12 protein-coding genes and 2 pseudogenes are annotated in these 16959 nt (G+C 47.6%); 12 read left to right on the top strand and 2 right to left on the bottom strand.

Features of this window, described 5'->3' with window-relative positions:
• Nucleotides 1-84 precede the first annotated feature (84 nt).
• Nucleotides 85-1013 (top strand): annotated as a pseudogene (locus N836_RS78170) (IS1595 family transposase).
• A gap of 114 nt (nucleotides 1014-1127) precedes the next feature.
• Here N836_RS78170 and N836_RS48380 read toward each other — a convergent pair.
• Nucleotides 1128-1400, bottom strand: a complete 273-nt coding sequence (locus N836_RS48380; RefSeq protein WP_023071938.1) for a hypothetical protein — start codon at nucleotides 1398-1400, stop codon at nucleotides 1128-1130.
• A 123-nt stretch (nucleotides 1401-1523) separates the two neighbouring features.
• Between N836_RS48380 and N836_RS73095 the strand changes: the two genes are divergently transcribed.
• The 3 genes from N836_RS73095 to N836_RS48370 all read left to right on the top strand — a co-directional run bounded on the left by N836_RS73095 (nucleotide 1524) and on the right by N836_RS48370 (nucleotide 6133).
• On the top strand, nucleotides 1524-2534 hold the full coding sequence (locus tag N836_RS73095; protein ID WP_023071937.1) for a helix-turn-helix transcriptional regulator: 1011 nt from the start codon (nucleotides 1524-1526) through the stop codon (nucleotides 2532-2534).
• A 164-nt stretch (nucleotides 2535-2698) separates the two neighbouring features.
• Nucleotides 2699-4864, top strand: a complete 2166-nt coding sequence (locus N836_RS48375) for a TonB-dependent receptor (RefSeq protein WP_023071936.1) — start codon at nucleotides 2699-2701, stop codon at nucleotides 4862-4864.
• Nucleotides 4865-4933: 69 nt separating this feature from the next.
• The gene (locus N836_RS48370; RefSeq protein WP_023071935.1) at nucleotides 4934-6133 is read left to right on the top strand and encodes an MFS transporter; all 1200 of its coding nucleotides are present in this window, start codon (nucleotides 4934-4936) and stop codon (nucleotides 6131-6133) included.
• A 40-nt stretch (nucleotides 6134-6173) separates the two neighbouring features.
• Here N836_RS48370 and N836_RS48365 read toward each other — a convergent pair whose 3' ends face one another.
• Complete coding sequence (locus N836_RS48365; protein WP_023071934.1) at nucleotides 6174-6908, bottom strand: nucleotidyltransferase domain-containing protein; 735 nt, start codon at nucleotides 6906-6908, stop codon at nucleotides 6174-6176.
• A gap of 144 nt (nucleotides 6909-7052) precedes the next feature.
• Between N836_RS48365 and N836_RS48360 the strand changes: the two genes are divergently transcribed.
• From N836_RS48360 to N836_RS73085, 8 genes and pseudogenes are all read left to right on the top strand, one after another.
• Nucleotides 7053-7688, top strand: a complete 636-nt coding sequence (locus tag N836_RS48360; RefSeq protein ID WP_023071933.1) for a pyroglutamyl-peptidase I family protein — start codon at nucleotides 7053-7055, stop codon at nucleotides 7686-7688.
• A 320-nt stretch (nucleotides 7689-8008) separates the two neighbouring features.
• A complete protein-coding gene (locus N836_RS48355; RefSeq protein ID WP_023071932.1) occupies nucleotides 8009-11200 on the top strand; it encodes an ATP-binding protein in 3192 nt (1063 codons plus the stop codon).
• Nucleotides 11201-11249: 49 nt separating this feature from the next.
• Nucleotides 11250-11753 carry a DUF4242 domain-containing protein gene (locus N836_RS75230; protein WP_023071931.1) on the top strand — a complete coding sequence of 168 codons (504 nt, stop codon included), beginning with the start codon at nucleotides 11250-11252 and terminating at the stop codon, nucleotides 11751-11753.
• Nucleotides 11754-11978: 225 nt separating this feature from the next.
• Nucleotides 11979-12476 (top strand): nickel-binding protein, encoded by a 498-nt coding sequence (locus N836_RS48350; RefSeq protein ID WP_023071930.1) that lies wholly within the window; start codon nucleotides 11979-11981, stop codon nucleotides 12474-12476.
• A gap of 363 nt (nucleotides 12477-12839) precedes the next feature.
• The gene (locus N836_RS48345) at nucleotides 12840-14030 is read left to right on the top strand and encodes an acyl-CoA dehydrogenase family protein (protein ID WP_023071929.1); all 1191 of its coding nucleotides are present in this window, start codon (nucleotides 12840-12842) and stop codon (nucleotides 14028-14030) included.
• Nucleotides 14031-14194: 164 nt separating this feature from the next.
• Nucleotides 14195-15619, top strand: a complete 1425-nt coding sequence (locus N836_RS48340; RefSeq protein ID WP_023071928.1) for an FAD-binding oxidoreductase — start codon at nucleotides 14195-14197, stop codon at nucleotides 15617-15619.
• 66 nt (nucleotides 15620-15685) lie between these two features.
• Nucleotides 15686-16063, top strand: a complete 378-nt coding sequence (locus tag N836_RS48335) for a hypothetical protein (protein WP_023071927.1) — start codon at nucleotides 15686-15688, stop codon at nucleotides 16061-16063.
• A gap of 88 nt (nucleotides 16064-16151) precedes the next feature.
• Nucleotides 16152-16511 (top strand): annotated as a pseudogene (locus tag N836_RS73085) (GNAT family N-acetyltransferase); the annotation flags it as partial.
• Nucleotides 16512-16959: the final 448 nt, after the last annotated feature.

The following is a 16959-nucleotide window of genomic DNA, read 5'->3' as shown; positions in this document are numbered from 1 at the left end:
GGCTCAATAGCTGTTTCAGGGAGGTTGCTAACTTTAAGATGAGCAGGGTAGTGTCATGGAATGAATCCTCCTGCCAGCCTACCTATGCTAACGCTTTCTAAGTTAATCGATGAGGACAAATGCTACGAGACTATTCGCACAATGCGTTGGCCTGAGGGCGTTTGCTGTATTGATTGTGGCTCGAAAAGCATTACTAAACGAGGGAAGCATGACACCTATTCAGCGCGGCAACGCTATATCTGTGGGGAGTGTGGTCGTCACTTTGATGACTTAACCGACACCCTCTTTGCGGGTCGTCATCAACCGTTACAGACCTGGATGGCGTGCTTATATCTGATGGGACTCAATGTCTCGAACCAACAAATTGCCGAAGAGTTGAGTCTGCACAAAGATGATGTGCATCAGATGACGAGTGAATTACGTCAAGCGGTGGCCGACAAGCGACCAGAAGTCCAGTTATCAGGGACGGTGGAGTTTGATGAAGTGTATGTGACAGCAGGCCATAAGGGGCAGCCAGAGAAGGTCAAAAAAAAGGGCGCAAGGGGCGCAGGCGGAAACTCAAAGGGTTTCGGGGGCACGGTACGCTCGAAACGGAGAAACCGCCGATCTTCGGGATGATTCAGCGAGGCGGAGAGGTGGTGATTAAAATGCTGTCAAATGTTCAACAACAAACTATTAAGCCAATCATTCAGTCCATCGTGAAACCTGGCACCCTCATCTATACCGACGAGTATGATATCTATGCTCGTCTAGAGAGTTGGGGATATACTCACAAAAGTGTTTGCCACAGTGCCGGAGAATATGCCCGAGATGACGATGGCGATGGTTTCTGTGAAGTCCATGTCAATACGATGGAAGGCTTCTGGTCATTGCTGCGGTCATGGTTGAGACCTCATCGAGGTATCTCACAAGAGAAATTGCCGATATATTTGGGGTTCTTTGAGTTTGTGCATAATGCCAGAAAAAGGGGGAAAGCCTTGCTGGGTAGTCTATTGAGTACATTGCTCGTCTAACTCCCTGAAACGCCGATTGAGCCAAAACAAGTTTTGGCTGATAATCCGACACAACGAACCCCAATGGGTTCATGAGATGGTGCCCACATTCTTAATAGCGATAAAAAAAGAAATTCAGGCACTGTAAATGGACCCATCTGGAAACAATATTAATCTCATCGGCCCAATTCTCACCAAACGCTGACTTTGTTCTCCCATCACTGTCTCGATTCGTACCGGCATCACACCATTGGGCGGAAATGCCCACCATACTCCATCACGGCAAAAGGGATCGCTGTAGCCATTGCGATCGCACCAAGCCTGGCAAACACCACGAATAGCACTGCCGAGATCAGCATAGATCGCCTCGGCAAATGGAACATATTCGTCAGCTATCTGTAGTCCCAATCAGCTATTCCCAATAACCGCACTGTTCATCATTATATTTCAGACCATTGCTAATGAGAATTTTTATCATTTAAACTAATTGCAGCCCCTAAGCCTCTCTATCTGTGGAGCCTGCCAGTCAGAATGAAACTATCGCTACCGACCTACAGCAATTTTCGCGATGTTGCCCATACATTGCAGGCCCAATCAGACCTGGACCTACAGGTAAATCCGAATCATCCCAGCATCAACGTTAGCCTTAACCATAGCCACTGGTACGGTTACAACGTTGAACTGCGAGCCGGTCTTAGCTTTTCTGTGGTCGAAGCAGATTTTCAAAAGCCCTTTTATCTAGCTGCAGACACTGACAACTGCTTTCTATTGCGCTTTACCTTTTGCCTGTCTGGCCAGTTCAATCTCCGTTTTGAACCTGCTAACGAAGATATTTTGATCAAAGCGGGCCACTGCTACCTGGGAGCATTAAACGGTGAAATTGCCCTGGCTTCAGAATTTATGCCCCTGCAAAAGCTGATTCTGGTGCGGGTGGACATTGACCCACTGCTATTTAAGTTTTTCATTGGCGATCGGTTTAATGCTTTGCCAACTGACCTCAGACAGATTTTAGTCAGCCACGGATCTGGCTGCTGCTGGCACAGTGGTCACATTTCTCCAGCCGTCAATGTCATTCTGCATCAACTATTGAACTGCCCCTACCAGGACACCATCAGACAGCTCTATCTAGAAGGCAAAGTACTGGAGCTGATGGCCCTACAGGCTAATCAGTTCACTGAAGCAACCAAGCTGGTGCCCCTGACACGTCGACTAAAACCTGACGACATTGAACGCATTCACCATGCCAAACATATTCTGATCAATAATTTGATTAATCCCCCATCCCTAACCGATCTAGCCAAACAGGTGAGCATCAATGACTTCAAGCTTAAGCAGGGCTTTCGCCAGGTTTTTGGCACAACGGTGTTTGGTTATCTCCACCAGCATCGTATGGAGCAGTCTCTATTGATGTTGCGGTCTACTGAAATGACGGTTACCCAGGTGGCCCAGTCAATTGGGTATGCAAATCCCAGTCAGTTTTCTGCGGCGTTTAAGAAGAAATTTGGGATATTGCCTAAAACTATAAAGGCACAGGGAATGTGAGGGGGCATAGAAAGATCCGCCTGTGGGGAAAAAGATCCGGCTAGGAGTTGAAGCAAAACTGCCATATTGCGTACCGTTCTCAATTACTGGGTATCGTGCTGAGGAGTTGAGACATGCGGACACATTGGCGTTATCAATGGAGTTGGGGGCTGGTCATACTGATAATGGCTCCTGCTGCATGGGCTGAAACTGGGCTGTTGACAGCAGAAACCGAGAATCATTCTATCCCTATCGGAGATGTCAGGCAGACTCCTGTAAGTCAAGAAATATCCGAAGACGATAATACTGCGTCAGAATCTCCTGAAGAAGAGAAGGACACCCTACGGATTGTGGTGACTGCGGAGAAGAGACCGGACAATCTACAGGATGTGCCTGTTAGTCTCACGGTTTTGACTGAAAATGAACTAGAAGATAGTCAAATTCGTACCTTCCAGGAGATTGCTCGCAATACGCCCAACTTTTATTTCAATCCGGTCAATTCAGCGGGAAGCTATTTTAGCTTTTACAGCATTCGAGGTATTGGCAACGCTAACTTTATCAATCGCGATGCGGTTGGTTTTTATGTAGATGATGTTCCCTATGACTATGGCGGTTTTCTGGATTTTGATCTGACTGATTTGGCTCAGGTGGAAATCTTGCGTGGCCCTCAAAACACTCTCTATGGTCTCAGTAGCGCCGCAGGAGTGGTAAATGTCACTACCCGTCCACCGTCGGAAGAGTTTGAAGTGCGCGCCATCGCGGGCTATGGCAATGAGAATACGCGAGATGTGCAGCTGTCTGTGAGCAACACACTGATTCCAGACACGCTGGCGTTTCGGCTATCGGGTTCCTACACTGCCCACGATGGGTTTTATGAGAATACGTTTCTCGATGATGGATCTGTGGGAGAAGAGTCTTCTTTAAGCGGTCGGGCTCGGGTGGTATGGACGCCGTCACGTGAATGGGATATTTCTCTGACAGCTACTGCTAGCGGCGATGATGACGGTGCGCCTGTGTTTGTTCCATTTAACTCATCCACACCGTTTACCATCGATCATGATTTTGATGGGTTTTACGAGTCAAATAGTAATGCCCAAGCTCTGCGCATCGCCTATAAAACACCCCAGGTAGAGACCACTTCTATCACCTCACGGCGCTATTCATTCCAAGACTCTCAGCTAGATGCCGATGCCACATCGGTAGATTTGTTACGACGGTTGGCTAGCTTTGACGCTACAGTTTGGAGCCAGGAACTGCGAGTGCAATCACCCACAACAGAAGGACCATTTGACTGGTTGTTGGGAGGCTATTATGAATCCAACCAGTTTGATGCTGAGGGCACAGGTTTGGTCTTAAGTCAGTTTGCCGCCACCCAGTTTGGGTTGCCCCTGGCTGGTTTTAACCGCACTGACTATGAACTGGATCGTGAAACCTACGCCGCCTTTGGTCAAATCAAATATCAGCCGGTTGATCCGTTAACTCTGACCGCCGGGCTCCGCTACGAGGCCTCCACCAGTCGTCTAAGTCGCCAGAGTACCTTTGAGGTAACAGACAGTCCGGTAGTGATTCCCACAGTACCGCCCATTAATGGCGAAAACCAAAATGACGGTGAACTGTTGCCCAGGCTAGCGGTAGATTATCGGATTAATCCCAATCTGTTGGCCTATGCCAGCGTTACCCGTGGATACCGTCCTGGGGGTCTAAACCCAACAGCAGAACAAACCAGCATTTTGGAATACGAAGAAGAAACTTCCTGGAACTATGAGCTGGGATTAAAGACCAGCTGGCTCGACGATCGACTCACGGCTAATTTAGCGTTGTTTACCAACCAGGTAGATAACTATCAGCTATTGTTGCGCAGCTTTGATGCGGTCTCCAGTGACATTATTAACGCCGATGCTCAAATTAGCGGCTTAGAGTTTGAACTCAGGGCAACACCACTGGATGGGTTAGATCTCACCGCCGGATTTGGCTATGTGGATGCTCGCTTTGACAATGCTAGAAACCCTTTTACCGCTGAGTCTTTTGATGGCAATCGTTTACCCTATGCACCCAGGTATAACTATAATCTAGCCGCTCAGTATCGCAGTCCAGGGGGATTTTTGGGCCGTCTAGAATGGCAGGGCTACGGCAGCTCATTTTTTGACGATGCCAATCGGCTGAAGCAGGATGCCTTTGGTTTAGTCAATGCTCAGCTGGGCTATGAGTGGGGCAATACCGGCATTTATGTGTTTGCCAACAACATTTTTGATAGCCGCTATATTACGGCTGCTCTGACCGCTGCAGGTCAGGATTTAGCGTCATTTGGCGATCCGTTTACCATTGGGGTGCAGGTGAGGTCCAGGTTTTGATGGTGAGGGGTGAGAGGGGGAGAAGGTGAAACGGGGAGACACGGAGAGAGGGAGAGGAGGAGAATAGAAATGCAGCTAACTAAACCAAGAGTTTTGACATGGCAGAAAATGGGGCTACTGGGGAGCTTGTATGTTGCTCAACATATTCCTTTGACGTTTGTATATGAGGCGCTACCAGTATTTCTCAGACAGCAAAATGTTTCATTGAGAACGTTAGGGTTACTGCAGCTGTTGGCACTACCGCTGGTGTTTAAGTTTTTGTGGTCACCGTTGATTGATCGCTATGGGGTGACTCGCTGGAGGCACTATCGGTTTTGGATTCTTTGTTTTCAAACTGGGTTGGGGGGTGTGATCGCACTCCTTGCCTTTCTCAATATCACCCAGCAGTTTACCCTTCTCCTTATCGGTCTTCTTCTAGTCAGCCTCCTCAGCGCCAGTCAAGATATTGGCACCGATGCCCTGGCTGTTGGTCTACTCTCTCCCGCAGAACGCGGTATTGGTAACGGTATTCAGCGGGGCGGTAACTCCCTCGGCGCTATCATTGGTGGCGGCGGTATGCTGCTCCTGTTGAGCTATTGGGGTTGGCGCATCACTTTATTAGCCATGGCAGCTGTTCTCTTGTTAGCGGTTATACCTATTGCTCGTCATCGTGAGCAGGTTATAAAACCAGCACTTTCATCTCCACCAAGCTTTGGTCGCCTGATCAGCGTTTATCGTCGTCCTGGTATGGGTCGCTGGTCACTCATCCTATTGCTCTACGGCATTGGTCCCTACATGGCACTCACCATGTTTCGTCCGCTGCTGGTGGATATAGGATTATCCATGGGTGAAATTGGGTTATTACTGGGTGTGGTCAGCTATGGTGCGGGGTTGCTGGGTGCCGTAGCTGCGGGGTTAAATATCTCTCGATTGGGCCGAAAACAAGCGTTGGTCATCTTTAGTGCCCTACAGGGGATTGCCATTGCTGCTTATTGCCTACCCGCTCTAGGATTTACTCAATTGCCCATACTTTACGTGGTTGCAATGATAGCCCAGTTTATTAATGGCATGGCTATGACTGCATTGTTTACTGTAATGATGGATAACAGCGAGGCAACAACAGCAGGCACTGACTATACGGTACAGTCCTCTGTCGTCTACATCAGCGGAATTCTGGGTGCTACCTTTAGCGGTGTGATTGCCGAGACTATCGGTTATCAAGGTGTATTTGCTGTGGCACTGTTGTTTGCGGTGGTAACAGTATTAGCTATTAGCTACCTTTTTCGCTAAAACAACTAAAACGCAGAAACAGATAAAAAACTTTAGAAGCTTATTTTTCTATTCTCCAGTGGCCAGGAGCAACAAGTTTATATCCCTCAAATAGCCAACCACCACAAGGCTTTAGCATGTTTTCTACTAACCCTATAAGCTTGTCAGTATCCCCATGGATAAACAGAGCTGAAAAGCTTTCTTCAAATTGAGCCGCAAACTGAGGTGTAACTTGCTGCAACCGTCTGGGAATCGTCTTGCCTTTAGCAGACCAGAGATTACGGCTACGCAGATAATGATCCGCCACCGCATCATACAGTTGAATACCAGAGGCCATCAGTTCTGCCCTTGAGCGTGGGGCTCGAATATCATCGATCAGTCCTGTAAGGGTGTAACGGGATCTATCGATGGCGTCCTTGTCCCAGACAGGTGGACCTGCAGTTAAAACATCATCCGCTAGCTGCTTTAACTCCCTGGATAGCTGACTTGGCTGAGGTATCTCAATTCCTTCACTCACCATAGCGGGCAAAGAAGGTATACCTGTGGGTCTATCGGCCTCAAAGAAAAAGTATCTTAACGTTTCAGGATCATGGACAAATGCTTCGACGGGCCAGCCTTCAAACTGAAACGATTCCCGATATGCAGCTGGAAGCTGTTGAAAGACCACAATAAGGTCAAGATCTGACGTAGCAGTACCTTCACCACGAATAACAGAGCCTGCTAAAAAGATAACGTCTGAGTTTGGATAGTGAGCTTGTTGGATTTTGGTTGCGATCGCGATTAGCTCATCTCTCATAGCAATATATGTAAACTAGGCTGAACTGGTAAAAACTAAATAATAAAGAGTTTTGCTTAATATTTACTATCCGTATTTTGCCAAGACATTAATCATAAATTAAGACCGATTCAAATATAAAGAGGCATCAGAGGTATACCAGAGATGAGAGTGTTGATCACAGGTTTTGCACCTAATGATAACGGCCTAAATGCATCTGAGATAGTCGTCCTTTCGCTACGTGATAATCTGCCTCAGGTCTTGAGGCCATATAGTCAATTTATGGATTTCAAGGTTTTGCCAGGAGATACCAACCGTCTAGGTCAGGTGATCGGGCAAATCCTCGCGGATGTTAAACCGGATATTTGTATTGGTATCGGTCAAGCAAGGGGCTATAACCGACTAACACTAGAGCGGATGGCCAAGAATCTGCGATATTTTGTCACCTTGGACAGAGCTGGCAACGTTCCCAAGGGAGAACCAGTTGTTCAAGATGCACCCATCGCCTATTGGCATTCACTGCTAGAAAAGGATGGTTTAATTCCTATGCTTGAAAGTCACAATATTCCAGCTAGGGTCTCAAACGATTGTGGAACCCATCTGTGTAATCAGGCTTTTTACCATTGTCTCCATTGGCGAGAGCGTTACAAGCCACATGTGAAAGTTGGCTTTGTTCATATTCCAGCTTTGCCTGAGCAGGTAATCAAACATTGGCCAGAGTCACCCTTTATGCCGCTAGAGATGACCCGGCAGGCGTTATCGTTGATTATCTCTAGACAAATGGAGTTGGATGAAGTGTGATGCACCATATTCTCGTTTATCGGTTCGTTGGGCAAGTGTCACAACACATCCTATAAACAAAATCACAAAAATGAATACTGGCTCTGGGTTGCGAGAATTTCGGGAATTTGGCTGATGACAGATGATGATCCTAAACAAGCAAAATCAATTAAATTCCACTTTTGGATGTATGAGCCTTCCACATAGCATCTCTTCAGCTTAAATATGTTTGGAATTTATTAATCGCTTGCTCCTAAGCTGAGGGCCTATGGGTTTTATCTTCTTAATGAGGACACTGTTACACTAACTAAGAGCGGATTAGACCGTAGCTATTCAGAACCATGTCAAAAACCCTAAGCATTCGCTTGTTAGGAGGGTTTTCCTTCACTTATGATGAGTACCCTATCAGAGATATTACGGCTGGGCGATCGCAGCAACTGCTAGCGTATTTGATACTACACCGTAACGCTGCCCAGCCCCGTGAGCGGATCGCCTTTCACATGTGGCCCCAAGCGACTGAAACGCAGGCTCGTGCTAATCTTCGCAAGATATTGAGCGGGTTACGGCGTTCGTTGCCCGACGCCGATGCCTTTCTGTGGAGCGATGCCAGAACACTGCAATGGTTACCAGAGGGGAATTTTATACTGGATGTTGCTGAGTTTGAGGCCGCTGTAAAAGAGGGTGAACAAGCAACTGATAACAGGCTCCGTCAAGCTGCTTTAGAAAGGGCAATTAATTGCTATCAGGGCGATCTCCTGCCGGATTACGAAGATGAATGGATTGTTTTAGAACGAGAACAGTGGCGGCAGATGCAAAGCCGTGCGCTTGAGCAGCTGATTGGAATATTAGAGGAACAGCACAATTATTTGACAGCGCTGATCTATGCCCAACAATTGCTTCAGATGGATGGCTTGAATGAAGCTGCCTACTATAACTTAATGCGGCTATATGGTTTAAGTGGCGATCGCGCCAATGCGCTGCAAGCTTATCATCAATGTATGACAATACTACGCGAAGAGTTAGGTATTGTGCCTAGTGTCAGTACACGTCAGCTTTATGAGCAATTACTTGATGAAGGCACTACACTGGCTCAACCATCTCATCGTGACAACAGCTCAATCCCACCGTACCTTGTGCTATCGTCCCAGCCATTGTTGTCTAATAGGGTGTCTCCACTCATAGGACGTGAACCGGAGAGGGCAACCTTGCTGCAGTGGGCTCATAGGATTTTGCCCCATGTCCACAATGGCGAGAGTAAAGGCGTAAAAACGGTGCTACTGCTAACAGGCGAACCTGGCATTGGCAAAACACGCTTGCTAGAAGAACTTCTCACAATCGCTTCAGCACAGAATACTCAGGTACTACGGGGCAACGGATTTGCCGCCGAGATGATGCGTCCCTTCGGCATCTGGATTGATGCTTTGCGAACAGTGGCGATGCCCTCAAAGGTCAATCTACTGCCCGAGTTAGGATATTTGCTACCTGAACTGGGCCAGCCATCACAAGCGCCCACCGAACTCAGTCATCTGTTTGATTCCATTGTGAATTTGCTGAGTCAATGGGCTCAACAGGCTCCCCTTTTTATCCTCTTTGATGACATTCAATGGCTGGATGAAGCTTCCTCAGCATTGCTACACTACGCCATTCGATTATTGCGTCCATTACCTGTAGCATTTGCATGCACGGCGCGGTCTGGTGAACTGGCGAAAAATGCTGCAGCCTGGCAAGTAGTACAGGGTCTAAACCATGAACAGCAACTCCAAACACTGGAATTGCGATCGCTCAATCAAGACCAAACAGCTGACCTGATGCACCAGACTCACAAGGGTGAGCCATCAGCATTATCGTCGGCAGTCATTCATCAGGCATTTATTGATAGTGGGGGAAATCCTCTATTTGTGTTAGAGATTGCTCGGTCGCTTAATCCTCATCAGTTAGCTCCGTCCAACACGCTAGAGGTACTGATTCAAGATCGCCTCCACCAATTGGATGCAGTCGCACGGGAGTTTTTGCCATGGGCAGCTGCCTGGGGGCGAAGCTTCAACCCCTCCACGGTGGCCCAGATGGCCGACTACTCGTTGACTAAACTGCTCACAGCAATTGAAATCTTGGAGCAGCAGGCTTTGATTCGTCCCGGAGCCTCTCTGGGGAAAGAAATCAAATATGACTTTGCCCACGATATTGTGCGTCAGGTGGTTTATCAGCAACTTTCGCAGCCCCGACGACGGCTGATGCACGCCCGCATTGCTCATAGGCTGCAACAGCTGACCCAAGATGATTCCTTTACTAGCGAGATTGCTTACCATGCGGCTTTAGGAGACGATCTTGAATTGGCAGTATCCTATGCATTAGCAGCAGCTGAACGATGTCTTAAACTATTTGCTTACACCGAAGCCTTAGAACTTGCTGGTCAAGGCATGCAACAGTGCCAATCTCTCGAACCTCCCATCCGACTTCCATTACAGGCTGGGATACTGAGGATTTATGCCATCGTAGGCTACACCGGGGATAGTCACTCAAGTGAACATCATCACCATGGCGTCATGGACCTCGAAACCAAAATCCAGCAGCTCATTCAGGAAGCAGCATCCCTGGGATTGACCGAGGCCGAAGCCAGTGCCCACGAGACTATGGTGGTTTTGCAGTTTGAACAAAATAACTTTGCTGGGGTTCACCAGCATTCCCTACAGGTTGCGAACACTGGTCGAGTTGCCAGCCCAGCTACAATGGCCCGTCGATTAGCTTATGGTGGGTCTTGTCTGGCTGAAATTGGTCGCGACTTGCTGCGGGCCGAAGCGTTGCTGGTGGAGGCTCAATCTATGGCTGAGCGGGTGAATCTGGAGCTTTGTGATATTTTCAGTGGCCTGGGATGTGTTCATCGCCACCATGGCCGCTATGACGAGGCGAGATCGCAGCTACAACGAGCCTGGCAACTGGCCCAGATACAACAAGACCACTGGCGTGAGTGTACTTACCTCAGCTATCTAGCCATGACGGAACTGGATGCGGATAACCCAACTGCCGCTTTGCCCCACTGCCGTGAAATGGCGGTGGTTGCAGCTCAAATTCCAGGGGAAGGGAGCGAAGCAGCGACAGCCCTGGCGCTGGAAGCCCTGGTGCATTATCGGCACCCGCCACCCCAAACTGAACGTACTACAAGAGAACAAGCCTTAACAGATGCAATCGATACTTTGGCAGACTTGGATGCTAAGCGGATGCTAGCTTATATTCTGATGGCGGCGGCTGAGGTGGATCTTAAAGGCGATTGCAACCGCAAACTGGACTCTAATCGCATTGAGTTAGCCGTGAGTCGAGCCCAGGCTGCTTTACAAAATGCGCAAGTAATTAATCACCCGAGCGAAATTGTGCTGAGTTGGACACTGTTGATGCAGGGACTATTACACTTAGAAAGTTACGACCAGGCGGCGGTGGAATTTGAGCAATTCGAAATGTCGCTCCAATCGATGAACTATTACGACTTAAACCATCGAGCCCAGGTAGCGGTTCAAGAGATTCGTCAAGAGATTTGTTAAAAACGCGCCCCACTGTTCTTTCAAGTGTAAATTTTTCCTAGGTTTACTTATGCCATTAGTGATTGCAGAAGCCAGTTACGCTCATCCCTGGCAAGATGTAGATAACCAGCATCAGCCCAGGGGAGACGACGTGCAATGGCTCTATTCCCTGCTAACAAAAAATTACAAGCGCCAGATTTATGTGTTTGAAGCACCGGATACCGACGCTGTCCAAGCCTGCTTTCGGCAAGCAAATGCCTCCTTTGACAGAATTTGGCTGGGGAGCAAGATTCGGCCCAACTATGGTTCATTCCAGCGGAATGAAAGTCTCCTTAAAGTCATTGAGGGAACGTATCCACCCATCACTCAAGAGTTTTGGGACGCAGCCAATGTTCGAAGTCTGGACTGCTACAAAAACCGGGACGTTGAGTGGATTCATACATTTATGTCTAGCGATCGCACCCGGCTTATCTGTGAAGTCAATGCTCCCGATGCCGAAGGCATTCGCGAAACCTACCGCCGACTCAACTTCCCCTTCGAGCGCGTTTGGTCAGCCCAGTTTCTAAAACCTTAACACCCCAGCCCCCATTTGTACCTCCTCATATCTCACCTAACCAGATCGGTTAAGTAACAGTTTTGGATCGGGAGGCTTGATACCCTGGATGCAGATACGTAGTACAGGACAAATCCTCTGTGCCCTCACTGACCAAACAGACCATAAGTGAACAGGCTTTAACAGACGCTCCCAAATAATGCTGGCCAATATTCTTTCAAGTGAAAATTCACTCTGGGTTTACTTATGGCATTAGTGATTGCAGAAGCCAGTTACGATCGCCCCTGGCAAAATGTGGAGTACCAGCCAGGTGGAGACAACGTACAATGGCTCTATTCTCTGCTGGCACAAAATTGCAAGCGCCAGATTTATGTATTTGAAGCACCAGACGCCGATGCGGTCCAAACCTGCTTTCGACAAGCTAACGCTCCCTTTGACAGAATTTGGGCGGGGAGCAAAGTTCTGCCCAGCTACGGCTCATTCCAGCGGAATGAACCTCTTCTCAAAGTGGTTGAAGGAACCTACCCACCCGTTACTCAAGAGTTTTGGAACATAGCTAATGCTCGCAGTTTGGACTGCTATCAACCACGAGGTGTTGAGTGGCTTCATTCATTTATGTCTTGCGATCGCACCCGCATCATTTGTGAACTCAATGCTCCCGATGCTGAAGTCATTCGCGAAACCTATCGCAGGCTCAACACCTCCTTTGAGCGCGTTTGGTCAGCCCAATTGCTTAAACCTTAATGCTATGCTTCTTATTCACACTTCCTCAAATATCGCCTAACCAGATTGCTGAAGCAACAGTTCCTCTGCCACTTCGATGGAGGATTATGCGATGCCAAATTTATCCATACTTTCATCTATAAGTGACTCCCTTCAGCCATCACTAAGCAGTTGTCTGAACGAAAGTTCTGCGAGGACAATTAATTACTGGATCGCTTAAGCAACAGTTCTGGATCGCTACGCTGATTACCTTGAATTTAGATGCGTTGTTCTAAGACCATCTAAATGTTTTATGTCCTTGAAAGTGCATCCAGATGAAATTGGCATGCCTATAGAAAAAACACGACATACTACAAGCCCTTCAGGAAGATCAGGAGACTCCAAATGCTTGCTACTTCACCTAAGATAAATCAACCTTTATTGAGTAACGATCTGCTACAGCGCTGTGCAGACCGAGCCGCGATGTACGATCGTGAAAACCGTTTCTGTCAGGAAGACTTTGATGAGTTAAAAGCCGCTGGCTATCTTCTTTTCACAGTTCCTCCCGAGTTTGGTGGTAAGGGGTTAACCCTAGCTGAGATGTCTAGAGAAACTCGACGCCTAGCATACTACGCCCCTGCAACAGCAGTGTGTCTCAACATGCATCATTATTGGGTGGGACTGGCGGCAGACTTATACCGTGCAGGAGACTATTCCACTAACTGGATTTTAGAGCAGGCGAGCCAGGGTAAGGTATTTGCAGCCGGTCATGCCGAAACAGGAAATGATTTACCACTGCTGTATTCCACAACAAAAGTCGAACGAGTCGAAGGTGGATACCGATTTCACGGACGTAAATCCTTTGGCAGTTTGACCCCGGTCTGGAACTGGCTGGGTATTCATGGTATGGATGCCAGCGACCCCGAGCATCCTCAGATTGTTCATGCATTTATGCCCCGATCCGCTTCAGGCTATACCATCAAGGATACCTGGGATGTTCTGGGTATGCGAGCCACTCGCAGTGATGACACGATTCTAGAAGATGTTTTTGTCCCTGATGAATATATTTCTAGAGTTGTTCCAGCGGGGTTTGGCGGGGCTGACTTCTTTATTTTGTGCATTTTTGCCTGGGCATTAATGGGCTTTGCCAATGTTTACTACGGAATTGCCCAACGGGCGATTGATTTAACCCTGGAATTCATTCCTCAAAAAACATCCTTGGCGATGTCTAATCCCATGTCTCACCATGCGGAGATACAACACAATATTGCTGAGATGATTCTAGAATTCGAAGCCATTGGGCCACATATTGAAACCATTGCCGAAGACTGGTCAACGGGTGTTGACTACGGTGCTGCATGGCCTTCAAAGCTAGTTTCAGCCAAATATCATGCTGTGGAAAGTTCCTGGCAGATTGTTGATCGGGCGCTCGATCTCTCCGGTGGATTCGGCATGTTTAAGAAGAGTGAGTTAGAACGGCTATTTCGGGATGCTCGTGCAGGTCGCTTTCACCCCGCAAACTCTGCCTTGACCCATGAAATTGTTGCTAAGGTCGCCTTGGACCTCAATCTAGATGAACAACCCCGATGGGGATAAAATCCAGTCAATTGGGATGATTTGTAGGGATGCACTTCGGTGCATCCAATGCAGGATATCGGCCACTAGTCTGACTCTTGAAGGACGTACAGCGGTATCCCCCTACAGCAGGCAGACCGCAAAAGAAGGTGTGGCCAAAAATTTATTAACTAGAGGCAACTACCATGGAAACTATAACCATTGCCAATTTGAGCAATGATCAAACTAATATACCCATTAACGATTTAGAGAGGTTAGCTGATCAGATCCGAGGAAATCTAATCCAGCCGCCAGATACTATCTATGATGAAGCGCGCCGTCTTTGGAATGGCATGTTTGATAAACGCCCTGCCGTGATTATGCAATGTAAGGGGGTAGCGGATGTGATCGATGCAGTGCGCTTTGCCCGCGATCTCAATCTTTTAGTCGCTATCCGAGGCGGTGCCCACAACGTAGCTGGCCTGGCCAGTTACGACGGTGGTTTTGTGATTGACCTCTCTCAAATGCGGGCGGTTCATGTTGATCCTGCTGCTAGAACAGCACGAGTCGAAGCTGGAGCACAACTAGGCGATATTGACCGAGAAACTCAGTTGTTTGGGTTGGTAGTACCCACAGGAGTCGTCTCAGAGACTGGCATAGCAGGCTTAACGCTAAGTGGTGGAGCAGGCTGGCTGCGCCGAAAATGGGGTATGACTTGCGATAATCTCATTTCTGTAGAACTGGTCACAGCCGACGGACAATGGCTCAAGGCTAGCAAGACTGAAAACTCCGATCTGTTTTGGGCACTGCGAGGTGGCGGCGGCAACTTTGGGGTGGTAACTGCGTTTGAGTTTGAGCTGCATCCCCTGGGGCCGGAAGTGATGTTTTGCTTTGTACTGTATCCCGACAGCAAAGAAATCTTGCAACAATATCGCAAGTTTGCCCAGAGCGAACCTGAAGAAGTCGGTATGCTCTCCTTTACAGGGACAGTACCTGCGGATGAAAACTTCCCTGAAGCCTCTTGGCATCAGCCTTTCTTTGGCGTTGCCGCCTGCTATGTTGGACCTGCAGCTGATGGAGAAATCGTGCTCCAACCTCTACGGGAATTGGGAACACCGATTGTAGATTTTAGCGATCGCATGCCCTATACCGAGGTGCAAAAATTCTTGGACGCCGACTATCCTAAAGGTCGCAATTACTACTGGAAGTCGGTTTATCTGAAGGAGTTCACTGACGACACCATCGATACACTGATTGCGTTAAATCGGCAGGCCCCATCTCACCACTCCACAATCGATATCTGGACCATAGGGGGAGCAATAAGCCGAGTTGGAGCAGAGGCAAGTCCTTTATCCCCCCGCGAAGCTCCCTTTATGATTGGGATTGAGGCTAACTGGGATGAAGCCAGAGATAGCAATATCAACATCGCCTGGGTGCGTGACTGTATTAATCGACTTGCCCCCTTTGCAGCTCCTGGTATTTATCTCAACTTCCCCGGCTTTATGGAAGATGCTGACCAGATGGTCAAAACTGCCTTTGGCAAAAATTTCCAACGGCTTGTGAAGATCAAGCAAAAATACGATCCCGACAACTTCTTCCGCCTCAACCAAAACATTAATCCAGCAGCTTAACAATTGAGTGCAACGTCAAAGCTGAAAATTGGGATTATGCATAGATAAATTTGAAGGAAAGGTACTATGAAACGTCCACTCTTGTCCATTATTCCTAATCAAACAGTAAACCATCCCTTTGGATACCAGTATATTCAGCTCATTTGTAATCGCTGGCTGGAGATTCTGATTCTAGCTTGGAAAGCAGGAATTGGTTCTAGACCCCATAATCATCATCTTTCAATCAACTTTACTCATGTTTTATCAGGGCAACTGTTAGAACGAAAATATTGCCTCTCCAGAGGACAACTAATGGTCGTTTCTGAGAAAGTCATTCATCAGGGACAGTGGACTTGGACATCCCCCAATGAGATCCATGAGTTGGTGAGCCTGGACGATGCTGCCCGGACCCTACACTTTTATTTCCCTGGACGTTTGAGCCTGAATAGTAAACAGGCATCTTGACTTGAGCTGTAAAAGTCACTGTATTTCTATCTTTATAGCTTTCCAATTAATGAAGCGTCTGCTTGTTCGCGCCTAATTTCAGCGTCAGGGAATCGGTTTGGCCCTGACCCAAGCGATTATTCAAGAGGCAAAAAACATTGGTTGTTCAAAGATGCGGCTGGATACAGGCGTATACCAGATCGCATCTCAAAAGCTCTATCAAAAACTTGGTTTCAAACCCAAAAACCCCTATTATGCACTCTCTGATAATCTCAGAAATGCTCTGATATTTATGGAGCTTAACCTGTCAGAAACCAGCTTTAGTAGGGATAGAGATTTGAATTTTGTGTATTCTTCTATGCAGACTAAAGTCTTAGTAATCACGTTTACCCCATTTTTCACCCCGATTTACTCTACAATACGACTGCATTTTGATGACTGGTATGCCTATCGCATGGAAGAAGCGTGACGGCTATTACAGCCAAGTGAACTCAGTCTGGGTCAGTTTGCCACTGCTTTTAAGAAAAAGTTTGGAATTAACCTAAAGGCTCTCAACTCAAGCTACCTAGAGTATTTGGAATTTTCAAAATACCTGAAGGGCTTAAGAAAATACCGCTTGGAGCTGTTTCGCAGGTCGTTATTACCTAGATTTCTCAACAAACCTTATCTTCAAGGATCTGTGTGTGCAAGCTGTTGTCAACGCGGAATAGCCGCTCTAGCAATTATTGGCACAAAGATACTCATGAGATTTAAGGGGGACACGTTAGATCTCAGTTAACAGCCCGTTTTCAAGTCAATGAAGGAGAATATTGTTTTATGGGTAGCGATTCATTAAATCTAACCGAAGATGACTCAATACTCTGGAAAGTAAATTTATTGCCATATCGTAGATGGGTTCGATAGGCTGAATTAACGTC

Origin of the sequence: Leptolyngbya sp. Heron Island J, assembly GCF_000482245.1 — a bacterium.
GTDB lineage: Bacteria > Cyanobacteriota > Cyanobacteriia > Phormidesmidales > Phormidesmidaceae > Leptothoe.
This window is presented reverse-complemented; position numbering and strand designations above follow the sequence as displayed.

Excerpts from the sequence above, each read along its gene's own strand:
- N836_RS75230 (WP_023071931.1), top strand. The coding sequence starts at position 11,250 with ATGCCATTAGTGATTGCAGAAGCCAGTTACGCTCATCCCTGGCAAGAT.
- N836_RS48350 (WP_023071930.1), top strand. The coding sequence starts at position 11,979 with ATGGCATTAGTGATTGCAGAAGCCAGTTACGATCGCCCCTGGCAAAAT.
- N836_RS48365 (WP_023071934.1), bottom strand. The coding sequence starts at position 6,908 with ATGAGAGATGAGCTAATCGCGATCGCAACCAAAATCCAACAAGCTCAC.
- N836_RS48335 (WP_023071927.1), top strand. The coding sequence starts at position 15,686 with ATGAAACGTCCACTCTTGTCCATTATTCCTAATCAAACAGTAAACCAT.
- N836_RS48370 (WP_023071935.1), top strand. The coding sequence starts at position 4,934 with ATGCAGCTAACTAAACCAAGAGTTTTGACATGGCAGAAAATGGGGCTA.
- N836_RS48340 (WP_023071928.1), top strand. The coding sequence starts at position 14,195 with ATGGAAACTATAACCATTGCCAATTTGAGCAATGATCAAACTAATATA.
- N836_RS48375 (WP_023071936.1), top strand. The coding sequence starts at position 2,699 with ATGGCTCCTGCTGCATGGGCTGAAACTGGGCTGTTGACAGCAGAAACC.
- N836_RS48345 (WP_023071929.1), top strand. The coding sequence starts at position 12,840 with ATGCTTGCTACTTCACCTAAGATAAATCAACCTTTATTGAGTAACGAT.
- N836_RS48360 (WP_023071933.1), top strand. The coding sequence starts at position 7,053 with ATGAGAGTGTTGATCACAGGTTTTGCACCTAATGATAACGGCCTAAAT.
- N836_RS73095 (WP_023071937.1), top strand. The coding sequence starts at position 1,524 with ATGAAACTATCGCTACCGACCTACAGCAATTTTCGCGATGTTGCCCAT.
- N836_RS48355 (WP_023071932.1), top strand. The coding sequence starts at position 8,009 with ATGTCAAAAACCCTAAGCATTCGCTTGTTAGGAGGGTTTTCCTTCACT.